Source organism: Sphaerochaeta halotolerans, from assembly GCF_003429665.1.
GTDB lineage: Bacteria > Spirochaetota > Spirochaetia > Sphaerochaetales > Sphaerochaetaceae > Sphaerochaeta > Sphaerochaeta halotolerans.
On record NZ_QUWK01000006.1, the window covers coordinates 133964 to 152435 of the forward strand.

Below are 18472 nucleotides of genomic sequence, written 5' to 3' on the forward strand. Positions count from 1 at the left end.
ATAGACTTCGTTATTATTTTTTATGCAGTAGCCCTCTACTAAAGGACAGAAGGCGGAGGGGGACTATCATATCTTAACCATCCAGCCATCTGCCTCTCTGAAAATCACTCCATTAATATATGACCGAGGCTGGCCATTTTTTTCAAATGTTATTTTATCAACGCAATACAGATATGATTTTTTAATTTAAAATATCTTGTAACCATTGAGGAGCCTCAATCCCATAGCTTATTTTATAAGCTTCCAATAAATTTGATTTAACAACAGGTAAAGCTGGTGGAGTTACATATGTTGATGGTAAATCTTTTCCTAACAATCCATAGGCCGCTAATAAAGCTTCAGCTTGGCCTTGTTCTGGAGATCTCGGTGCCCCTGAACCACGAATCATACCGTCTTCAGCAATACTTTTTGCAGCGGTATCACCTAAATCGCAGCAAGTAATAATTAAGTCTTCTTTTCCAAGAGAATTTGCTGCAGCAATTGCTCCTTCAGCAGGAATATCCCAAGTTGCATAAATTCCATCAATATTAGGGAATCGTGCTAAAATAGCATCAGCAACAGTACCTGTATCATTTGGATTAGTAAAACCCGCTTTAAATACAATTTCAATTTCAGGATAATTATTTTCTATTGTTTCAATGAAACCGCGGTCTCTTTCATTTGTAACAGGATACACCATGTCATAGAACATCATAGCCACTTCGCCCTTATAACCAATTTCTTTAGCTAAAATATCAGCACAAGCCTTACCATTGCCATAACTATCTGAACTAGCACATCCTATGTAATCTACACCAGCAGTAAATCCAGCTGCTGTATTTTCCATGAATACAATTTGGGTATTGGTTCCTACTACTGAAGCTTTTAACGCCGAAGCACAAGCATCTGCATCATATGGCATTACGAATAATATATCTGGATTTAAAGCCATTGTACTTTCTATTTGAGCGGTTTGTGTTGCAGCATCAAAACTAGCATCTGTAACTGACACTACTTCAATTCCCCAACTATTTAACAATGCCGTCGCAGAAGCAAGTTTTGTTTGGTTACATGTATCACTTAATGTATGATAACAAAATGCAGCAGTATAATTGCCGTCTTTCAATTTTTGAATATCTTTATCGGACAAAACTAATTGAGATGGAGAAACAGCCTTAATTCCATCTTCGTTAACACTCAAAGCTTCTTGCGGATTCAAATCCAATTCAGGATAAAATATTGGAGTAGCAACCTCTTTTGTTGTTTCAGTGGTAGTCCCCACCGAACTCGATTCACTTTTTTTATTATTGTCTTTTGAACAACCCATAAATACTGCTAGAACCAAAATCAAACAAATAATTACACCTAATTTCACTTCTTTCATTTTTTCCCTCTTTTTATTTTTTTAATCCCAAGTGAATACTACTTTTTGTGTTTTCCCTGAATCAAATAAGGGGAAAGCCTTTTCTGCTTCAGATATTGAAAAAGTATCACTTGAAATTTTATTTAGTTGAATGTTGTGATTAACTATGAAATTCGCTATTTCTTCCCAATCACTTCTATTGAAATACCAACAACCCATGAGAGTGTTTAAAGTTCTTATAAATTGATTGCTAGGATCTATTTGTGCCTTATTTGATTCTGCTATTAAGGCAACAGAACCTCTTTTCTTGATAGCATTGAGTGCTATATTTAAAGGTGTACTCCCACCAGCAGTAACTATTGCTCCATCGCAACCCGTGTTATGGGTAATTCCTTTTATTTTAACAAGTACATCTTCCTCTTTTGGATTGATTAAATAATCTGCCCCTAATTCTTTAGCTAATTCCAACCTTTTATTATCTAAGTCAATAGCAATTACTTTCGCTCCAAAACCTTTTGCCATTAAAATACCACCACTTCCCATAGGGCCACAACCGATGATAACTGCTGTTTGTGTTCCATTTAAATTTAATCTTTTACATGCAGTATATAATGTACCGCCAACATCTGTAGATAAAGCTCCAGTGATAAAATCCATTTTCTCTGGTAGAAGAAGACAATTCTCTTCTGGAATTGTCATATAATCGGCATGTGCTCCATTTTTTTGAAATCCAATACATTGAAAATCTTTACAAAGCATTACATCACCTCTAAGACAATCCGGACAAATTCCACAGCCTAATCCTAAATAAATAGCAACACGGTCTCCTTTTTTAACTTTTGTAACGCCTTCACCCAATTTTTCAACAACCCCACAAGGTTCGTGTCCTGGTGTAATATTCGCTTCTTCTTCAGTCTCATCGAAAAGTACCTTGCCATGATATCGGTGTAAATCACTTCTACAAAGGGCAGAAGCTTTCATTTTTATTAAAACTTCTCCTTTAGCAGGAATCGGAATTGGTTCTTCAACTACTTTTATGGTTTCTTTACTAGGTAATTTAACAGCTAGCATAATTTTCTCCTTTGCGATTATATTGGTTTCTTTAAGTATAAATCTTTCAGAAAATAAGTCAACTTTTTTTTGTAATATTTGGCATTTATAAGAATTTAATTGATTTTGAGGTGTCATTGCTGTATTTTTGATACAATTATCGTAAAATTTTACATATTTACATATTTATTCAAAGATTTACTTGTTTCTTGAAAAAAGGAGTCCTATAGTATCTATGGAGGATCTACAAATGGCAGGTTCACAGAAAAAAATTACCTACTCAGCAATCGCAGAACGCTCTGGCATTTCCATTGCCACCATCAGCCGTGTCATAAATAACAGCTCAAATGTAAAAGATGATACGCGAAAGAAAGTTATCGAAGCAATGAAATCACTTGGCTATGATACTTCCACACTGGAAGCCAACACATCAAAGACCAACGATTTGATTATTTTCAATATTCCAAGCCTAGACAATCCATTTTACAGCTTAATCATACAAGGGGCGAAGGCTGCAGCACAGCGAAACGGATACAACATGCTGATCAATGAGGACCCCATCGACGACCGGTCATTCGATTCCTTCACTGCACTACTGAAAAAAACGAATGCTGCTGGTTTGATCACCACAAACTGCATTGCGCGCTCTACACTGCTTCGCCTTAACGCCATTCTCCCACTTGTTCAATGTTGTGAGTGTATTGACGGGCTCAACATCCCCTTTGTCACGATTGATGATGTCTCTGCTGCAAGAAATGCTGTGGAATATCTCATCTCATTGGGGAAAAAGCGGATTGCCTTCATCAATGGTCCTATTGAGTACAAATACTCACAAGACCGCCTCAAGGGATATCTGCAGGCGTTGGAGCAGGCAAAACTGGAGAAGGATCCCGACATCATCATCCAGTTGCAGGAAATTGATTATGACATGGCTGTCTCTGCAGCGACACAACTACTGAACAGTGCACAGCGTCCGGATGCTTTTTTCGCCTCCAGTGACGTCTATGCAGCTGCCGCCATCAAGGCTTCCAGGCGGGCGTCCCTGCGTGTACCAGAGGACATTGCCATCGTGGGGTTCGACAATATCGGGCTTTCTTCTCTGTGCACACCGTCCATTACCACGGTCAACCAGCCCAAATTTCAGTTGGGTCTCCTCAGCTGTGAAATGTTGATCAAGCGCATCAATGCTGAACAGATTCCTATTCAGAGCATGTATATGGATACCGAACTCATTGTTCGTGAGACCACACAGAAATCACTTAGGTCCTGATCAACTGCACAGGGAGTACGCCTGTACAGGAAATTTCTCCCTTCAAGAGTCTTGCAAGGGCTTTGAGCACCTCACGGCTGTAGGCATACACAGCAATGCTCCTAATGCTTGTATCCAGTTGAAAAGATCGGTTTTCCCAAAATCGATTGTTCTGTCATAGAGGGAATGAAATATCTTTTTATTAATCGGGGGGCAATCGTAGTAAAATACACGATACAATTGACGGGTGAGAATCCCATCTCGAGTGTTGATATGTGCACGGCAATAGGCTCTTAATTCATAGGCTCGATCTATTGGGGCTTAGGCCTCCAAAGCAGTTCTGCCCGTTTTCGACACAATCCACCATCAACCAATATTGCCGTCTTAGCCATCCATCCTCAGATAATAAGTCCAAAGAAAAGCTCCCAGTCTTGGAACTTCCCTTATCATGGGAGACTTACTACTGGGAGCAGGTCAATCAATATCCTACACTTAATATTATGTGATCTCATTGCTTTGTCAACCTTACATTGTAGGCTTTGCAAGAAAGATCTCATTGGGAAGTGATAATGTCTTGAGGTAACGGAAGGGATTTTGTCACATGGGCACAGGAAGGGGATTTCTTGCCTGTCTTTGTGGTATAGTCCAGGCTACAAGAAAACAAGAGGGATTGGTTCTTCTGTTTTAGACGACTAGTGAACCAATCCCCACCCAATTACAGGTGGTTACAGTATGGTATGGGATGCTGATGCAAGGCAAGTGGTACAGGAAGCGGTAGAAGGCAAGATCAACAGGTTCAGGGCCTCGGTGAGACTCAATGTGTCGCTCAGGACCGTGCAGAGGAAAATGAAGGAATACCGTGAACGGGGCGAGGAATGCTTCGAGCATGGCAACAAGGGGAAGGCCCCGTCCAACAAGGTCGACCTAGATGCGATCATCGCGTTCATAGAGGAGCACGACCTCTCAGGATACAACTTCACTGAACTGGCCAGGCTCCTGGATGAATACCAGGGCATTTCCATATCCTCTTCCTGCCTGAGCAAGATACAGGCAATCGGAAAGTACTCCACATATATGGAGGCCTTTCATACAATCATGAAGATACTCCCATGGTTATGTCAGAATCTTGGTATGGAAATCGTCTCCTGAATCCTTGAAAACCATAAATTCATCGATACGGAGGTTAAAGGTTTCGCCCTCCTTGCACGTATCGAAGCTTTTCGGTTCAGCAATAACTCTAATCAATTCGCCACCGATATCTATTCTACAATCATTTACATCGCCGAGATAGAACTTACTGACCAAGGTACCGGTCAGATCTCCCTTCATGGAAACAAATCGAATATTTTCCGGTCGTATCCCCACCACCACATCGCCGATTAGGTCTCCGCCATATGGTATCTGTTGATTGGAATGCTTGAACGTTAGTTTCTGATTCTTGCTTTCAGCTGGCAGAAAATTGATTTTTCCAACGAAATCAGCGACAAATTGGTTTTCCGGGTGCCGGTAGATATCCGTTGGGGTCCCCACCTGCTGGATGCAACCCTTGTTGATGACGATGACTTGGTCGCTCATGGTCATGGCTTCCAATTGGTCATGGGTGACGTATACCACAGTAATGCCCAACTGCTTTTGGATTTCCTTGATCTCAAACCGCATGGAATCCCTGAGTTTTGCATCAAGATTCGACAGTGGTTCGTCAAGCAAGAGCAACTTTGGTTTGGCAACCAAGGCACGCGCAAGTGCTACCCGTTGCTGCTGGCCTCCAGAAAGTTGGCTGGGGACCCGCTGGGTGTACTGGGAAAGGTGGACTATTTCCAAGATTTCATCGACCAGCTTCTTTATTTCTTGTTTCCCCATTTTTTTCATCTTCAAAGGGTACGCAACATTCTCAAAGACGGTCATATGGGGCCATACCGCATATGATTGAAAAACCATACCAATATCGCGTCGCTCCGGGGGAACAAAATTTTTTTCAGAGCTTACTTCTTGGTCGCCGATGTAGATTTCACCCATTGTCGGTTTCTCAAATCCTGCAAGCATTCTCAGCATCGTGGTCTTCCCACAACCGGATGGACCAAGGAGCGTGATGAAACTTCCGTCAACAAATTCTGCATCAAAGTGAGAGAGTACTACCACATCTCCAAACGCTTTCGTTACATCCTTAATTAAGATTCTAGACATTCTGTACCTCTCTTATATGGAGAATTCACCGCCGGTGAGTTTATTCAAAAGCCAGTTGATTCCAAACACAATGAACAAAATTGCCGTTGCCAAAGCGGACGCAGTTTGCTGGTTGTGATAGGTCTGGTAGGTATATAGCTCATAACCGAGAGTTTTCGTGTTGGTCGAATAGAGTAGCGTCGACATAGTCAATTCATAGAAGCAAGGCATAAAAATCAGGAACCATCCAGCGACCAATGCTGGAGCAATCAAGGGGAGGGTGACGTTTTTCATGCTTTTCAACCAAGATGCCCCTGATATCTGGGATGCTTCCTCCAGGGAAGGGCTTATCTGAGACAAGGCACTGACCACGGTACGCATTCCCATCATCATATATTTGATCATATAGGCGATGATCATGATGGTAAGGGTATTGTAGATGTTTATACCGAATTTGCCGGACATCGACATGATCAAGGCGAGAGCGATGACCACGCTTGGAGTCCCGCTTCCGACAGTGATCATGAAATCAGGAATCTTTTTCCCTTTCACATCGGTCCGAACCAACAGGTATGCCATCATGGAAGACACCAACAACCCGAGCGTGGCAGCCGTCACTGCGCTGACTAAACTGTTTCTTGCTGAACTGAGGATGGATTTTCGGGTAAATATCCGTTCCCAGTAGCGGAAGGTGATGTTTTCCAGTGAGAAAATGGAATTCCCAAGATTCACGGTAATACTGGAAAGCGCTACAGTGACAAATGGGATGATGACTACTACCAATGCGAAGAGGGTGACGGCCACCGTCAAAGGAAGTCTCCATCGGCCAAGATCAACGATGTTCGGTCTGGTGGATTTCCCGGAGACGGTAATATACTGTCGTTTGCCGAGGGTAAACGTGGAGAGATAGAGGACAATATTGGCTACCAACATCAAGAAGACAGCAAGGGTGGTGGCATCCGTGAGCCCCTCCTGGCTGCCAATATAGACGAAGTCAATGATGCGTGTGGTAACGGTATGGATTTGTCCTGGTACCCCGATGATGGAGGGAATGCCATACGCGGATCCTGCAGCTATGAACACCAACAACGCAGCGGCGACAATGGACGGTAGCATCATAGGAAGGGTTATGGTCCGCAATGTTGTCCAAGAGTTGGCACCGGAAATGCGGGAAGCCTCCTCCAAGGATGGATCCATCTTTTCCATAGCCCTGCTGATGGTGATGAACGCATACGGATAATAGAAAGTGGTCAGGACCCAGATCAAACCTCCCATCGAATAAATATTGAAGGGAGCCTGGCTGAGATGAAACAGTTTCTGAAGCGCCATATTCATGGGCCCTACGGTAGGATTGAGCAATCTCATCCAAGCCATAGCTCCAACATAGGGTGGCACCATGTAGGTGACAACAAACAAGGTCCTGAAAAATTTTTTCCCATACAGATTGGTACGACCAACCAGCCATGCAAGGGGAAAGGCAATCAAGACTCCGAATATCATGGAGAATGTCGCCGAAACAATCGTATTCACCAAAGCCGACCAGTTGAGTGGATAGGTGTAGACTCGCTTGAATGCCTGGAGGGAAAATTTTCCTTCAGAGAAGAATGCACGGTAGACCAGATAAATAAGAGGAAGAACCTGAAAAATGAGCAGGAATCCTACAATGACAATGATGATGAGCCATTTTGGGTCAAAATACCATTTCTGGCCTTCTCTTAGAAGAGGTGGCCGTAGTTTGAGTACTTGCATTATAAACACTCCTTTGAATTAGGATACGGGAGTCAAAAGACTCCCGTATCTGAACACGCGAGAGGCATTACTTCTTTGCAACAGCTTCTTCGAATCGGGTGCGAAGTTCGTTGCGCAAGGAAAGTGTACTCTGCCAATCCACAGGAATGGTATTCTTCAGGATTTCCTGGGTGGGAATTGCATCGTAGGGAGGAGTTGGGTACTTAGAGGAAACCGAGTGCATCCAAGCTTTCACAATGTTCTTCTGCCCTTCCTCTGACAGGAACCATTCAGTGACAGCCTTTGCTGCTGCTGAATTCTTGTTTGGACTCCACTGGTCGTTGATGGACATGATTGGGGATGGTATTACGATTGTTCCATCGGTGGGATAGATGACCTCAATTTTTGATTTGTCCATTTCACGTTTCTGCAGGACCGATTCCTCAAGAATCATGATGACCTTGCATTCGCCGGTTTCCAGTTTGGTAAGAGCTACCGAGCCGCTCTCAATCTTCACTTTCTGTTTTCCAAGGGCAGTAAAATATTCATACCCGTATTTATCCTTCAAGGCACTGATGGTGTCCAATGCTGTACCGCTGGTCAATGGGTTTGACATACTGATCAAGCCAGCAACCCTTGGATCATATGCGAAATCATAGAATGAATTGGGAATGTCAGCCTTGTTTACCTTTTCCGGATTGTAGGCGAGTACCATATTGCTTATGCGTACTGGGTACCAATAGCCTTCCTTGTCGTAATCGAAAGCGAGATCAGACGCATTGCTGATCATAATGGGCTGCAATACACCCATCTCCTTCAGTTCAAATGCATACGAAGGATCGGCCACCATCAACATGTCACATCCGAGCTTTCCTGCTGTGAATTCCGCGGCAATCTTCGCTTGCAGCGTACCGGTTCCGCCATAGAAGAATTCAATATCGACAGTTGGGAATACTTCTTCCAAGGTCTCGTCGATTGCTTCAATGACATCATCATACATCGAGGTGTAGATCATCAATTTTCCGGAAAGGCCCTGATCCGTGGCATCCTGCTTTTCTGCAGAACCAGTTGCGAAGGCAAATGAACCAAGCACAAGTAGAACCGAGAGAACCAAACTCAGTTTTTCATAATAACAATCTCCTTTTTGTATGAGCCAGTATACCATGCTTTTTTGGGGGGCTGTGACTAAAATATCCCTTAATCTCCAAATATTTTCGCCATATTTGTGTTGTAATGTTATAAAACAGTTGCTAAATACTGTATAGAAGAATGACTCATGAACAGAGGTGCTATCCGCAGAGGCATGGTTGATGCCTTGAGCATCAACTTCTATTGGAGGCACAAGATTCTCTCAGCACTCAATGATGGTACGTCCAATGCTGTGTTGAAGGAACTGCGCAAGCCTAGGAAACCTTCATATATCTGAAATGCCAAAGGTGACAAGAACGCTGGCAACACTTGCCTACTCACAACCGCCCCACCGACAGGGCCCCTGATTACAAGAGTGCTAGGAAATCCAGACAAGGGGGGGCATGCAGCAGTACAAAAGGACTAAACCAAGTTCTGGTATCAGCGACAGGAGGATCGAAATTTGCCGGGAAAAACCCTCAAACATGGGCACCTCCTCAAATAACCTCTCGGTGAGACTGTATTCTTTGCCTCCACAACTACCGGAAACTATGCACAGAACAAGGAAATTCCTCTCATCCAGCTGAAGAACAAAAAGACATAAGAGGGACAGGAGCTCAATAAAAATGACACATTGAAACATGAGGTTTCAACATACCTTGTCAAATGGAGCCTCTTCTCGTAATCGGGGGGCAATCGTAGTAAAATACACGATACAATTGACGGGTGAGAATCCCATCTCGAGTGTTGATATGTGCACGGCAATAGGCTCGATCTATTGGGGCTTAGGTCCCCAAAGCAGTTTTGCCCGTTTTCGACACAATCCACCATCAACCAATATTGCCACCTTAACCATCCATCCTTGAGGCAGGGCAATGGCGGAATTGTGAGCTGCACACATCTGGGTCCAGTTATGTATGTATATGGATACCGAACTCATTGTTCGTGAGACCACACAGAAATCACTTAGGTTCTGACCAACTGCACAGGGAGTACGCCTGTACAGGAAATTTCTCCTTTCAAGAATCTTGCAAGAGCTTTGAGCACCTCACGGTTGTAGGCATACACAGCAATGCTCCTAATGCTTGTATCCAGCTGAGCGAGGTCATAGGGATTGCGGAGGGCAACGGTGAGGACCTGATGTTCCTTCGCCAGCGCATTGGCCAGAGCAATCTGCCCTGGGTACTGATGACCGTTGTAGGTTCCCACCACCACGGATGAACATCCCTTTGCTTTGGAAAGCGCTGTATGTATTTCATTTTCATCTGGATTTTCACTAACAACAAGCGAGGTTCCTCCCACCAAGCGAGCCATATCTGGGGCAAATATCACCTCATGTTCCTCACTGGAAACCTCTGTTGCCTGAAAACAGGGGACTCCTACGAACAAAGGCTTATCGCCTAGTACAAATGGAGCATCCTGTACCAGTGTAAGACTTCGGTCATACAGCCTCTGATTCTCCTGAGTATGCATCGCACTGCCAACCACAGAAAATGGCTTTCGCTCTGCTTCAAGGAGCATCTGCTTTGCAAGAAGTATTTTTTCTGTCGATGCATCAAACAACTCAGGAGAAAGACTGCCATCTTCCAGTGCTTCACCGATAGCCTTGGCTGCAGCAACACCGAGGTCAATGGTATGGCTGATCAAGACAACATCCACCCCCGCCTTTATTGCAGCTACGGTGCCTGCAACCGTACCAAAATGCTTTGCTATTGCAAACATTTCCATGCAATCACTGAAGACCAAGCCTTTGAAACCCAAGGTATTCTTGAGCAATTCAGTCATGAAGAAGGAACTCATGGTAGCCGGAATTTTTTCTTTCTCGATATCAGGAAACAGGATATGGCTACTCATGATTCCCTGGATCCCTCCCCGCACTGCCTCGCTGAAGGGCAGGATGTGGTTCTGGAGATCTGAGAGGTCCCCTTCTACAGAAGGAAGCACCAAATGAGAGTCTTGGTGTGTATCTCCATGCCCAGGGAAGTGCTTCCCAACAGCCATCACCCCTTGGCTCTGGAGTCCCTCAACCATGGAGCGGGCAAAGCGGGAGACCACATCAGGGTCATCACCATAACTACGTACACCGATGACAGGGTTCAGAGGATTGCTGTTCATATCCAGCGAGGGAGCAAAATCCACGTTGACCCCCAAGGCAGAGAGCTCCCTACCGGTGAGGATACCTGCCCGTAGGGCACAACGCTCATCACCGGTTGCACCAAGAGCCATTGCAGAGGGCACAATCGTACAATCACTGGAGAGACGACTGACCATCCCTCCCTCCTGATCAATACCGATAAGGGCTGGGACTCCACATGCTGCTTGTACCAACTCCTGTATGTCGGCACAGAGTGTTCGTAATTGCTCCTTGTCCCTGATATTCCTGGAGAACAGGATGACATTGGAAATCTTGTATGTCCTGACTGCTTCCCTGAACGCATCATCCAGGGTATAACCAGGCAAACCGCACATGAGGTGTTGCCCAATCCTGCATGCCAATGGGAGTTCCCAGTCCATATGATTTGCTCCTTCAGTGCATTCAGCATATCACAAAGAGGCATGTAATACCAAGAAAAGACGTTGTCCACACAACGGAGGACAACGCCAGCAAAGGGTAATACTGTTATTTTGGAGATTTACAAAAGTTTCTCGATGGAAGCGGCCACTTCACCAAGATCATGAGTTGGCTCAAAGCGGGCAACCACTTCCCCACTCCTATCGACAAGGAACTTGGTAAAGTTCCACTTAATCGATGGATCCTTCTCATACTCGGGGTCAACCTCACGCAATTTACCATCAAGAATGGGAGCAATCCTGTGGCTCATATCGAATCCTGCGAATCCCTTCTTGCTCGTCAGGTACTTGTACAAGGGAAGAGCATCTTCACCATTGACTTCTACCTTTCCAAACTGGGGAAACTTGGTTCCATACTTGAGCTTGCAGATTTCGTGGATCTCCTCGATAGCCTCGGGAGCTTGTCCATCGAACTGGTTGCAGGGAAAGTCCAGGATCTCAAAACCCTTTCCCTGATAGGTTTCATAGAGCTTTTCCAGCTCAGTATACTGAGGGGTAAAACCACATTGAGTGGCTGTGTTCACAATCAGGAGTACTTTGCCTTTATACTCGGAGAGGTTCACCTGCTCACCCTTCCGGTCTTGTACTGAGTAATCGAATACGTTCATTGAAGCCTCCTTTTTATATCGCTTGCTATTTAATTTTTCAAAACTTATATCTAGATAGTACTAACCCATCACTTATTTGTCAAGTGTTTTGGTGACAACTCTCCCGCCTACAGGCAGGGAGCTTCTTGAAAAGCATTCCCAAGAACTATTTCTGCTTCTACGATGTCGGGCTTCTTAGGCTCAGAGAGTGGTCGTCCACCATGTTCATCTCCACAGACGTTACGTTCCCGCAGCCCACGGGTACATGCCCAATCCCTCAGGTTCATGCTGGCGTTCCTGTCACGTTCGACCAGCTTCCCGCAGGTTGGGCAAATCCACTCCCTGACAGATAGGGGTAAATTCCTACATGTTGTTTTACACGTATTGGAAGTCTTCGAGGACGCGTAGAAGCGAGGTGCCAGCATGAAGCGCTTCCTTTCTTTGGAAGAAGTTCTTGTAAGCGTTGTCCATACTCCTCGATGCCATCTGCAGGGCCTGGGAGTCGACCTCGCCAAGCCAGGGGTGGACTTTCTTGAGAATACTTTTGATTCCCCAACGGAGCGAGAGGAAAGGAATCAGCATGATGGTTCCTCTCACAAGCGAGTGCCGGGAAAAGAGGCAACGCCTCCTGAGTCCAGGGCTTGCCCTGAGGTATTGATACCTTTCATTGCCAATCAGAAAAACGTATGAGCACTAGCATCTCCCGCCCAAAGTCGGGAGTCTTCTCGTGCTCTTTCTTATAAGGATTTGTATAAAACTCCCCAGACACTCTCCTGCATGTCCGGGGAATTACCGTTTAGCGGCTGCTACTTATGGTAAAGGAAAGGTGATAGACACCACTGGGGACTCGATACTGCTGCAAGGTATCAGGGCCGCAGGTTGCCGTGCCTACTCCTCTTACAGCTGCATCCAGGTAGAGATGGTGCACAGCACTTAGCTCCAGCTTGTCCGCATGGAGCTTATCCCACAATTCGCCCATCGAATACCTGTGGAATGCGAAGGAGAACGGAGATTCCCCGCTTATCTGCACGCTCCCGGTGTTCCCATCATAGAGATCAAGACGTTTGAGAGCGGTATGCATACCATAATCCTGTGGCACTATGTAAGGGACATACAGCTCATCAACTGTCGCATGGTACTCACCCATAATCGCCCCATCCTTTCGATCAGGGTAGTTCTCATGTGGACCCAGACCAAAATAGCGGCAGGCAGACCATCGCCTCTCAAGCTCACAGGCAAGTCCTACCCTTGGGTAATCCCCCACGGTGTCATTCAAGTCGAAGGTACACTGATAGTGCAGTTTATCTGAGGAAAAGACCCAATGCTGGATAAAAGTACCTAAAACTTCCTTGTCTGGATTTTCCAAGCGGTGTTGACTGCAGAGTTGCCCTTCTTCCAGTCGGATGTCCTCCAATACCGTATCTACCTGGTCCAGCTTGTGCTGAAACCATGGGCCGAAGGCCTTGTTCTCATGGTAGAAGGCAAATTCCGCTTCATCAGTATTGGCCTGGAGTGTCTTGATCCCATCATTCTCGGTGGGACAGCGGAAGAGATTCACCCGTAAGGGACTGGCAAGCAGCTCTTTCTGTCCAGCAAAGGAGAGACTGTGTAAGAGTCCATCTTTTCCGATCAGGGCCCGATAGGCTTCCGTCTCCACCACATACGTTCCCTCCCTGTCTTGCGCCAGGAATGCCTCTGGAACCGGGAAGGCTTTCTTGGGGGCCTGGGAAAGCCTGAACTGCTGCCAAGCTACCACATGCCCAGCCTCTGCCCATGCAGTAGGCTCGGTAAGGAAGATCTCAAAGAGCAGGAACGTCTCACCATAACGCATCAGAGAGCGGGCATCTTCACCCAGTATTGTTGATACGGAGAAATCAAGTTTGCAACCAGGATCCACAACTGGCAGGGAGAGTGTCCCTTCCAACACCTTGGGGTCAGCCTCACTGACCAGACGATAGCGAACAGAGAGCTGCTCCGTGGTGGTAAAATCCTGTTCATTGAGCAGGGTGAATGTACCATTTGCTGGATTCTCGCTGGTTATCTGGATGGACTGTTGTACCTTGAGACATTCAGCCATAGCAGGCTTTACCGTACGGTCAGGAAGCACCAATCCGTTGAGGCAAAAATCGTAATCCGTGGGTTGGTCGCCAAAATCCCCACCATAGCGCCACGCCTTGATGCCTTCCTTGTTTGTATAGCCCTGAGAAGAGAATCCAACTGGAGTCCCCTGTTCATCCACAAGAATGCCTTGGTCGACCCAATCCCAGATAAAGCCACCTTGTATGCCGCGACTCTTCTTGATAACTCTCCAGTAGTCACCCAGGCTTCCGTTGGAGTTGCCCATCGCATGGCTGTACTCACACATGATCAAGGGCCGGTCATCTTCATCAGACTCTGTACTGTGGTCCCAATCCTCGATCAAGGAAATAGGGGGATACATCGGGGCAATGATATCGGTGGCAAACCTGCCACGCTTCAGGCTTGAGAGGGAGTACGGGCCCTGCCCCCACTCTGGGCGGATTGCTCCTTCGTAGTGTATCGGGCGATGCTTGTCGTAGGAACGTATCCACCCTGCACATGCATCATGGTTGTTTCCATATCCACTTTCATTTCCGAGGGACCAGATAATGACCGAGGGGTGGTTGTAGTCACGGCGGACCATCCGCTGTACCCGTTCCAGGAAACAGGAAGCCCACTCTTCATCACGACAGATGCTGTCATAGTTCGCATGGGTCTCAATATTTGCCTCATCCATGACATACAACCCGTAACGGTCACAAAGCTCGTACCAGATTTCATCATTAGGATAGTGGCAGGTTCTCACTGCATTGAAGTTGTACTGCTTCATCAACTTGATATCCTTGACCATGCTGCCAGTACTCAAGGTCTTTGCAGAACGTTCATCATGCTCATGCCTGTTTATACCCTTGATGAACACCCTCTTCCCATTTATCAGGAGTGACCTGCGCGCAATCTCTACCTTGCGGAGCCCAACCATACACGAGCGATGTTCTCTATCTGCATCCAAGGAGAAACTGAGACAGTAGAGCACCGGCTTCTCGCTGCTCCAAAGCTGTGGATGCTCCACCTCAAAGGTGGTCTCATAGTTCCCTCCATTGCCTGTTACATGGCGACTTATGATCAACGCACCTTCAGGGTCATAGAGGCTTACAAGCATCACCCGTCCATCCTTACCCCCATAGGGAGCTTTGATATGGATATGGGCTTTCGAGAAATCATCGTTGATGGTGTGCGTGACTTTCATGTCCTGTAGGCTGTCATTTCCCTCACTGATTAGGGTTACTGAGCGATGAATACCACCAAACCACCACTGGTCCTGGTCTTCCACGTAAGAAGCATCACTGTAACGAACCACGATCAGGACCAGGGTGTTCGCTCCTCTTTCCAGTGCAGGAGTCAAGTCAAACAAAGCGGGGAGTCTGGAATCCTTGCTCATTCCGATAAACGAGCCGTTGAGATAGACTTCAAGGTAGCTTTCAGCACTACCGACCTTGAGAATCGTTTTCCTACCCATCCACTCGTCGTCGATGATGAATTGTTTCCTATATACCCCAGTAGGATTCACTTCAGGAGGGAATGGCGGGGTGTTCTTGAATGGCATGATTACGTTGGTATAGTGGGGTTTATCCCACCCTTGCACACTCCACGCCCCAGGAACCCTGATAGGATCAAAAGTAAGGTCGCAATCCGGTTGGATTACCGCGTCCTCTAATTGAAGAGGCGTATCATAATACCTGAAGGACCACGTGCCGTTAAGCATGACCTGGTAAGGGGATACAAGGCGATCCCATCCTTCAGGGCCCTCTTTTGCCCATCGAATTGCATCTTCTGCAGAGACAAACGCTGGTGGCAGGCTGTTGGCAGGAAGCCGATTAACTGAAGTGAGCGATGGCTGTTGCCAAGCTTTGTGGCGGAGAAACACTATTTCCATACTAACCTTCCTTGTGTTATTTGACCGATCCAAGGACACCTTCGACAAACCGTTTCTGTTGGGTAAAGAAGAGAATCAAGGTCGGCAGAGTCGTGATGGTGACCGAAAGCATCAGAATACCATAATCGGTAGTATACCCTGCGGTTAGGCCGGTGATCAGCAGGGGCATGGTTTGACTATCCTGACTCTGCATGATGATTAAAGGCCATAGGTAATTATTCCATGCATTCATGAATGTCACAATAGCTGCTGCAGCAAAAGTCGGTGCCATAATGGGGACATAGATTCTGAAAAAAATTCCAAACTCCCCCAACCCATCAACCCGAGCAGCCTGTACGGTTTCAATGGGAAAAGATTCACTGCTCTGACGGAAAAAGAAAATCAGAAAGGCTGGGGCTCCGTCGATTTGTACATTCCAGTATACACACTTCGGTTGAGACTCTGGAGTCTTGCCGTGTTGCAACCAGTCTATGCCCAGGTAATAGTCAATGTGACAATGCTCTCACCTACAGACAGGGAGCTTCTTGGAAAGCATTTCCAAGAACTATTTCCGCTTCTACAATATCGGGCTTCTTAGGCTCAGAGAGGGGTAAATTCCTCTATGTTGTTTTACACGTATTGCAAGTCTTCGAGGACGCGTAGAAGCGAGGTGCAAGCACGAATCTCTTTCCTCTCTCCCTGCACTTCTGTTCCATCCTCATCCGGAAGAATCCAAACGAGGCATCACATAGGGATTTGGCCAGCTTAAGGTGGAGTTCTTGCCACGCTCTCCCTACTGGCATGGCTTGCTCACTGCAACGGTCACCGTGGCCTATGCATTCCAAACGTAAGCAATGCATAGTAGGTTCAAGAGGGGGGGGCCCTTTGCCACAATAACTTGACCAATTCTTTGCTCGATAGTACGATACACGCAAGCGTATTGAGAAAAATCCTACCGTTTCCTGCTTGCTTCACTGTATGCTTGGCTTTTCGCTGTTAGTGGAGGAACCGATGAATATAACGCATATTTACTCAGATGCTGATGGACAATCGCATTATGAAAATCTGGAAATGAAATGTTCTGATCAAGGCCCTCTTGGATCCATGTCCGAACCGATACCAGTGACATCCTTTATCTTTAGGGAAAATCCACCTGGCTACGAGTATGGTTGGCATAACGCACCACGAGAACAATACATCGTTATGCTTGAGGGAATGGTTGAAATTACTGTAAGTGACGGTGAAGTAAGAACTTTTGTACCAGGGGATATCGTATTGGTGAGTGATACAACAGGAAAAGGACACGCTTCGCGTAGCCCGGATGGAAAAGCGAGAAAATCCTTGTTCTTGCCAATCTAGAGAACAGACTGGTTCTGGTTCATAACCCCATCAGAACCAGTCATTCACTCGTTCTACACTCAACCTTCCTCTTTGGTTATGTCTTTCGGGCGCAGGATTAGATTCAATACCACACCGAAAATGGCTGCGAGGCCTAATCCGGAAAGGTTTACCTTTCCTAATTGGAAGGTAGCACCACCAAGGCCCAATACCAACATTGAAGCACTGATGATCAATAACTTTGGATTGGAAAGGTTGACCTTTGCATCAACCATGTTCTTGATTCCTATGGAACTGATCATTCCGAAGAGCAAGATTGAGATGCCTCCAATGACTGGTCCCGGAATGGTTCCAATGAGTGCAGTAAATTTTGGAACCAGCGAAAGCAAGATTGCAAAAAGTGCGGCAATCCGCATCACGATTGGATTGAATGCACCTGTGAGCGCAACAGCACCGGTATTTTCTGAATAGGTGGTATTTGCAGGTCCACCAATAAGGGCGGATAAGCTGGTAGCCAACCCATCTCCAATCAAGGTACGATGAATGCCGGGGTCCTTGATGAAATCTTTCCCTACAACATTCCCGATTGCCAAAACATCACCAAAGTGCTCCACCATGGTAACAATTGCTATTGGTACCATGATTGTAATTGCACTTACCGAGAATTTCGGAAATGTGAATTTAGGGAAACCTATCCACGCCGCATCACTTACTGCAGAGAAATCCACGATACCTATAATAACAGAAACCAAATAACCCAAGATCAATGAAATCAATACCGGTAGGTTGGATACAAATTTCCACCCAAATTTTGGGAATCCTATCTTCACAAAAATGCCGATTGCAAATGTAATCAAGGCAATAAGCCAGCACCCATTCGTACCGATTGCTTCAGCAATAGCGGGTGAATTCGTTCCATTGGCATTTTGAATAGCAACCGGAGCTAGGATAAGCCCTATCATAATAATCATGGGCCCGGTGACATGTGGTGGGAGAATCTTATGCAAGTTCTCATATTTAACAAACTTGAATATGATGGCCACCACTATATAGAGCAACCCAGCTACGAAAATACCACCGAGTGCATAGGGCAAGCCTTCGCTTGCGCCCACAGCAACCAGTCCAGGTATAAAAGCAAAGGAGCTCCCCAAGAATACTGGAACTTTGAATTTGGTGACAACATGGAACAGCAGGGTTCCGATTCCTGCTGCGAACAAGGTCACTCCAATGTCCAATCCAGTGAGAATCGGGACCAATACAGTAGCACCGAACATGACAAATGTGTGTTGTAATCCCAATATGATGGTTTTTCCATCTACATTTTTACTTGCCACAATATAACCTCCTCTTTTGTTTCATGAACAGCATGAATCTGGGTTACCTCC

The 18472-nt window shown here is 45.8% G+C and carries 17 protein-coding genes; 5 read left to right on the plus strand and 12 right to left on the minus strand.

From position 1 onward, the window contains the following. Positions 1-181: 181 nt before the first annotated feature. On the minus strand, positions 182-1363 hold the full coding sequence (locus DYP60_RS07085) for a substrate-binding domain-containing protein (RefSeq protein WP_117330206.1): 1182 nt from the start codon (positions 1361-1363) through the stop codon (positions 182-184). Positions 1364-1384: 21 nt separating this feature from the next. Then, positions 1385-2530: an alcohol dehydrogenase catalytic domain-containing protein gene (locus DYP60_RS07090; RefSeq protein WP_206363116.1), complete on the minus strand. Its 1146-nt coding sequence runs from the start codon at positions 2528-2530 to the stop codon at positions 1385-1387. Between the two features lie 112 nt (positions 2531-2642). Between DYP60_RS07090 and DYP60_RS07095 the strand changes: the two genes are divergently transcribed. Both DYP60_RS07095 and DYP60_RS07100 read left to right on the plus strand, forming a co-directional pair. Continuing rightward, positions 2643-3662, plus strand: a complete 1020-nt coding sequence (locus tag DYP60_RS07095) for a LacI family DNA-binding transcriptional regulator (RefSeq protein WP_117330343.1) — start codon at positions 2643-2645, stop codon at positions 3660-3662. A gap of 711 nt (positions 3663-4373) precedes the next feature. Beyond that, the gene (locus DYP60_RS07100) at positions 4374-4790 is read left to right on the plus strand and encodes a helix-turn-helix domain-containing protein (RefSeq protein WP_117330210.1); all 417 of its coding nucleotides are present in this window, start codon (positions 4374-4376) and stop codon (positions 4788-4790) included. On the opposite strand, the gene DYP60_RS07105 is transcribed toward DYP60_RS07100, so the two are convergent. The 3 genes from DYP60_RS07105 to DYP60_RS07115 all read right to left on the minus strand — a co-directional run bounded on the left by DYP60_RS07105 (position 4755) and on the right by DYP60_RS07115 (position 8697). After that, complete coding sequence (locus DYP60_RS07105) at positions 4755-5825, minus strand: ABC transporter ATP-binding protein (protein ID WP_117330212.1); 1071 nt, start codon at positions 5823-5825, stop codon at positions 4755-4757. The genes DYP60_RS07100 and DYP60_RS07105 overlap by 36 nt on opposite strands. A gap of 12 nt (positions 5826-5837) precedes the next feature. Continuing rightward, positions 5838-7553: an ABC transporter permease gene (locus DYP60_RS07110; RefSeq protein ID WP_117330213.1), complete on the minus strand. Its 1716-nt coding sequence runs from the start codon at positions 7551-7553 to the stop codon at positions 5838-5840. Between the two features lie 67 nt (positions 7554-7620). Next, on the minus strand, positions 7621-8697 hold the full coding sequence (locus DYP60_RS07115) for an ABC transporter substrate-binding protein (RefSeq protein WP_117330214.1): 1077 nt from the start codon (positions 8695-8697) through the stop codon (positions 7621-7623). 111 nt (positions 8698-8808) lie between these two features. On the opposite strand from DYP60_RS07115, the gene DYP60_RS14225 reads away from it, so the two are divergent. Further along, complete coding sequence (locus DYP60_RS14225) at positions 8809-8958, plus strand: hypothetical protein (RefSeq protein ID WP_160526099.1); 150 nt, start codon at positions 8809-8811, stop codon at positions 8956-8958. 668 nt (positions 8959-9626) lie between these two features. Here the strand turns inward: DYP60_RS14225 and nagZ are convergent. The 3 genes from nagZ to DYP60_RS07130 all read right to left on the minus strand — a co-directional run bounded on the left by nagZ (position 9627) and on the right by DYP60_RS07130 (position 12243). Continuing rightward, entirely contained in the window at positions 9627-11174 is a 1548-nt protein-coding gene (nagZ, locus tag DYP60_RS07120; protein ID WP_117330216.1) for a beta-N-acetylhexosaminidase, read from the minus strand. Positions 11175-11293: 119 nt separating this feature from the next. Beyond that, on the minus strand, positions 11294-11839 hold the full coding sequence (locus DYP60_RS07125; RefSeq protein ID WP_117330218.1) for a glutathione peroxidase: 546 nt from the start codon (positions 11837-11839) through the stop codon (positions 11294-11296). Between the two features lie 107 nt (positions 11840-11946). Further along, entirely contained in the window at positions 11947-12243 is a 297-nt protein-coding gene (locus tag DYP60_RS07130) for a zinc ribbon domain-containing protein (protein WP_117330220.1), read from the minus strand. On the opposite strand from DYP60_RS07130, the gene DYP60_RS07135 reads away from it, so the two are divergent. Further along, complete coding sequence (locus DYP60_RS07135; protein WP_117330222.1) at positions 12242-12508, plus strand: hypothetical protein; 267 nt, start codon at positions 12242-12244, stop codon at positions 12506-12508. The two genes, DYP60_RS07130 and DYP60_RS07135, sit on opposite strands and share 2 nt — an antisense overlap. 106 nt (positions 12509-12614) lie before the next feature. Here DYP60_RS07135 and DYP60_RS07140 read toward each other — a convergent pair whose 3' ends face one another. The 3 genes from DYP60_RS07140 to DYP60_RS14745 all read right to left on the minus strand — a co-directional run bounded on the left by DYP60_RS07140 (position 12615) and on the right by DYP60_RS14745 (position 16609). Continuing rightward, positions 12615-15770, minus strand: coding sequence for a glycoside hydrolase family 2 TIM barrel-domain containing protein (locus DYP60_RS07140; RefSeq protein WP_117330224.1), 3156 nt, complete (start codon positions 15768-15770; stop codon positions 12615-12617). 16 nt (positions 15771-15786) lie between these two features. Continuing rightward, positions 15787-16233 (minus strand): carbohydrate ABC transporter permease, encoded by a 447-nt coding sequence (locus DYP60_RS07145; RefSeq protein ID WP_240622840.1) that lies wholly within the window; start codon positions 16231-16233, stop codon positions 15787-15789. Positions 16234-16369: 136 nt separating this feature from the next. Continuing rightward, a complete protein-coding gene (locus DYP60_RS14745) occupies positions 16370-16609 on the minus strand; it encodes a zinc ribbon domain-containing protein (protein ID WP_420820485.1) in 240 nt (79 codons plus the stop codon). 151 nt (positions 16610-16760) lie between these two features. Between DYP60_RS14745 and DYP60_RS07150 the strand changes: the two genes are divergently transcribed. After that, positions 16761-17108, plus strand: coding sequence for a cupin domain-containing protein (locus DYP60_RS07150; RefSeq protein ID WP_117330226.1), 348 nt, complete (start codon positions 16761-16763; stop codon positions 17106-17108). 59 nt (positions 17109-17167) lie between these two features. Here DYP60_RS07150 and DYP60_RS07155 read toward each other — a convergent pair whose 3' ends face one another. Next, entirely contained in the window at positions 17168-18421 is a 1254-nt protein-coding gene (locus tag DYP60_RS07155; RefSeq protein ID WP_117330228.1) for a uracil-xanthine permease family protein, read from the minus strand. Positions 18422-18472: the final 51 nt, after the last annotated feature.

Bases quoted from the DNA above. Each gene is read 5' to 3' on its own strand.
- DYP60_RS07115 (WP_117330214.1), bottom strand. From the start codon at position 8,697: ATGGTATACTGGCTCATACAAAAAGGAGATTGTTATTATGAAAAACTG.
- DYP60_RS07130 (WP_117330220.1), bottom strand. From the start codon at position 12,243: ATGCTGGCACCTCGCTTCTACGCGTCCTCGAAGACTTCCAATACGTGT.
- DYP60_RS07095 (WP_117330343.1), top strand. From the start codon at position 2,643: ATGGCAGGTTCACAGAAAAAAATTACCTACTCAGCAATCGCAGAACGC.
- DYP60_RS07150 (WP_117330226.1), top strand. From the start codon at position 16,761: ATGAATATAACGCATATTTACTCAGATGCTGATGGACAATCGCATTAT.
- DYP60_RS07105 (WP_117330212.1), bottom strand. From the start codon at position 5,825: ATGTCTAGAATCTTAATTAAGGATGTAACGAAAGCGTTTGGAGATGTG.
- DYP60_RS07085 (WP_117330206.1), bottom strand. From the start codon at position 1,363: ATGAAAGAAGTGAAATTAGGTGTAATTATTTGTTTGATTTTGGTTCTA.
- DYP60_RS07140 (WP_117330224.1), bottom strand. From the start codon at position 15,770: ATGGAAATAGTGTTTCTCCGCCACAAAGCTTGGCAACAGCCATCGCTC.
- DYP60_RS14745 (WP_420820485.1), bottom strand. From the start codon at position 16,609: ATGCATTGCTTACGTTTGGAATGCATAGGCCACGGTGACCGTTGCAGT.
- DYP60_RS07135 (WP_117330222.1), top strand. From the start codon at position 12,242: ATGAAGCGCTTCCTTTCTTTGGAAGAAGTTCTTGTAAGCGTTGTCCAT.
- DYP60_RS07100 (WP_117330210.1), top strand. From the start codon at position 4,374: ATGGTATGGGATGCTGATGCAAGGCAAGTGGTACAGGAAGCGGTAGAA.
- DYP60_RS14225 (WP_160526099.1), top strand. From the start codon at position 8,809: ATGAACAGAGGTGCTATCCGCAGAGGCATGGTTGATGCCTTGAGCATC.
- DYP60_RS07125 (WP_117330218.1), bottom strand. From the start codon at position 11,839: ATGAACGTATTCGATTACTCAGTACAAGACCGGAAGGGTGAGCAGGTG.
- DYP60_RS07110 (WP_117330213.1), bottom strand. From the start codon at position 7,553: ATGCAAGTACTCAAACTACGGCCACCTCTTCTAAGAGAAGGCCAGAAA.
- DYP60_RS07090 (WP_206363116.1), bottom strand. From the start codon at position 2,530: ATGACACCTCAAAATCAATTAAATTCTTATAAATGCCAAATATTACAA.
- nagZ (WP_117330216.1), bottom strand. From the start codon at position 11,174: ATGGACTGGGAACTCCCATTGGCATGCAGGATTGGGCAACACCTCATG.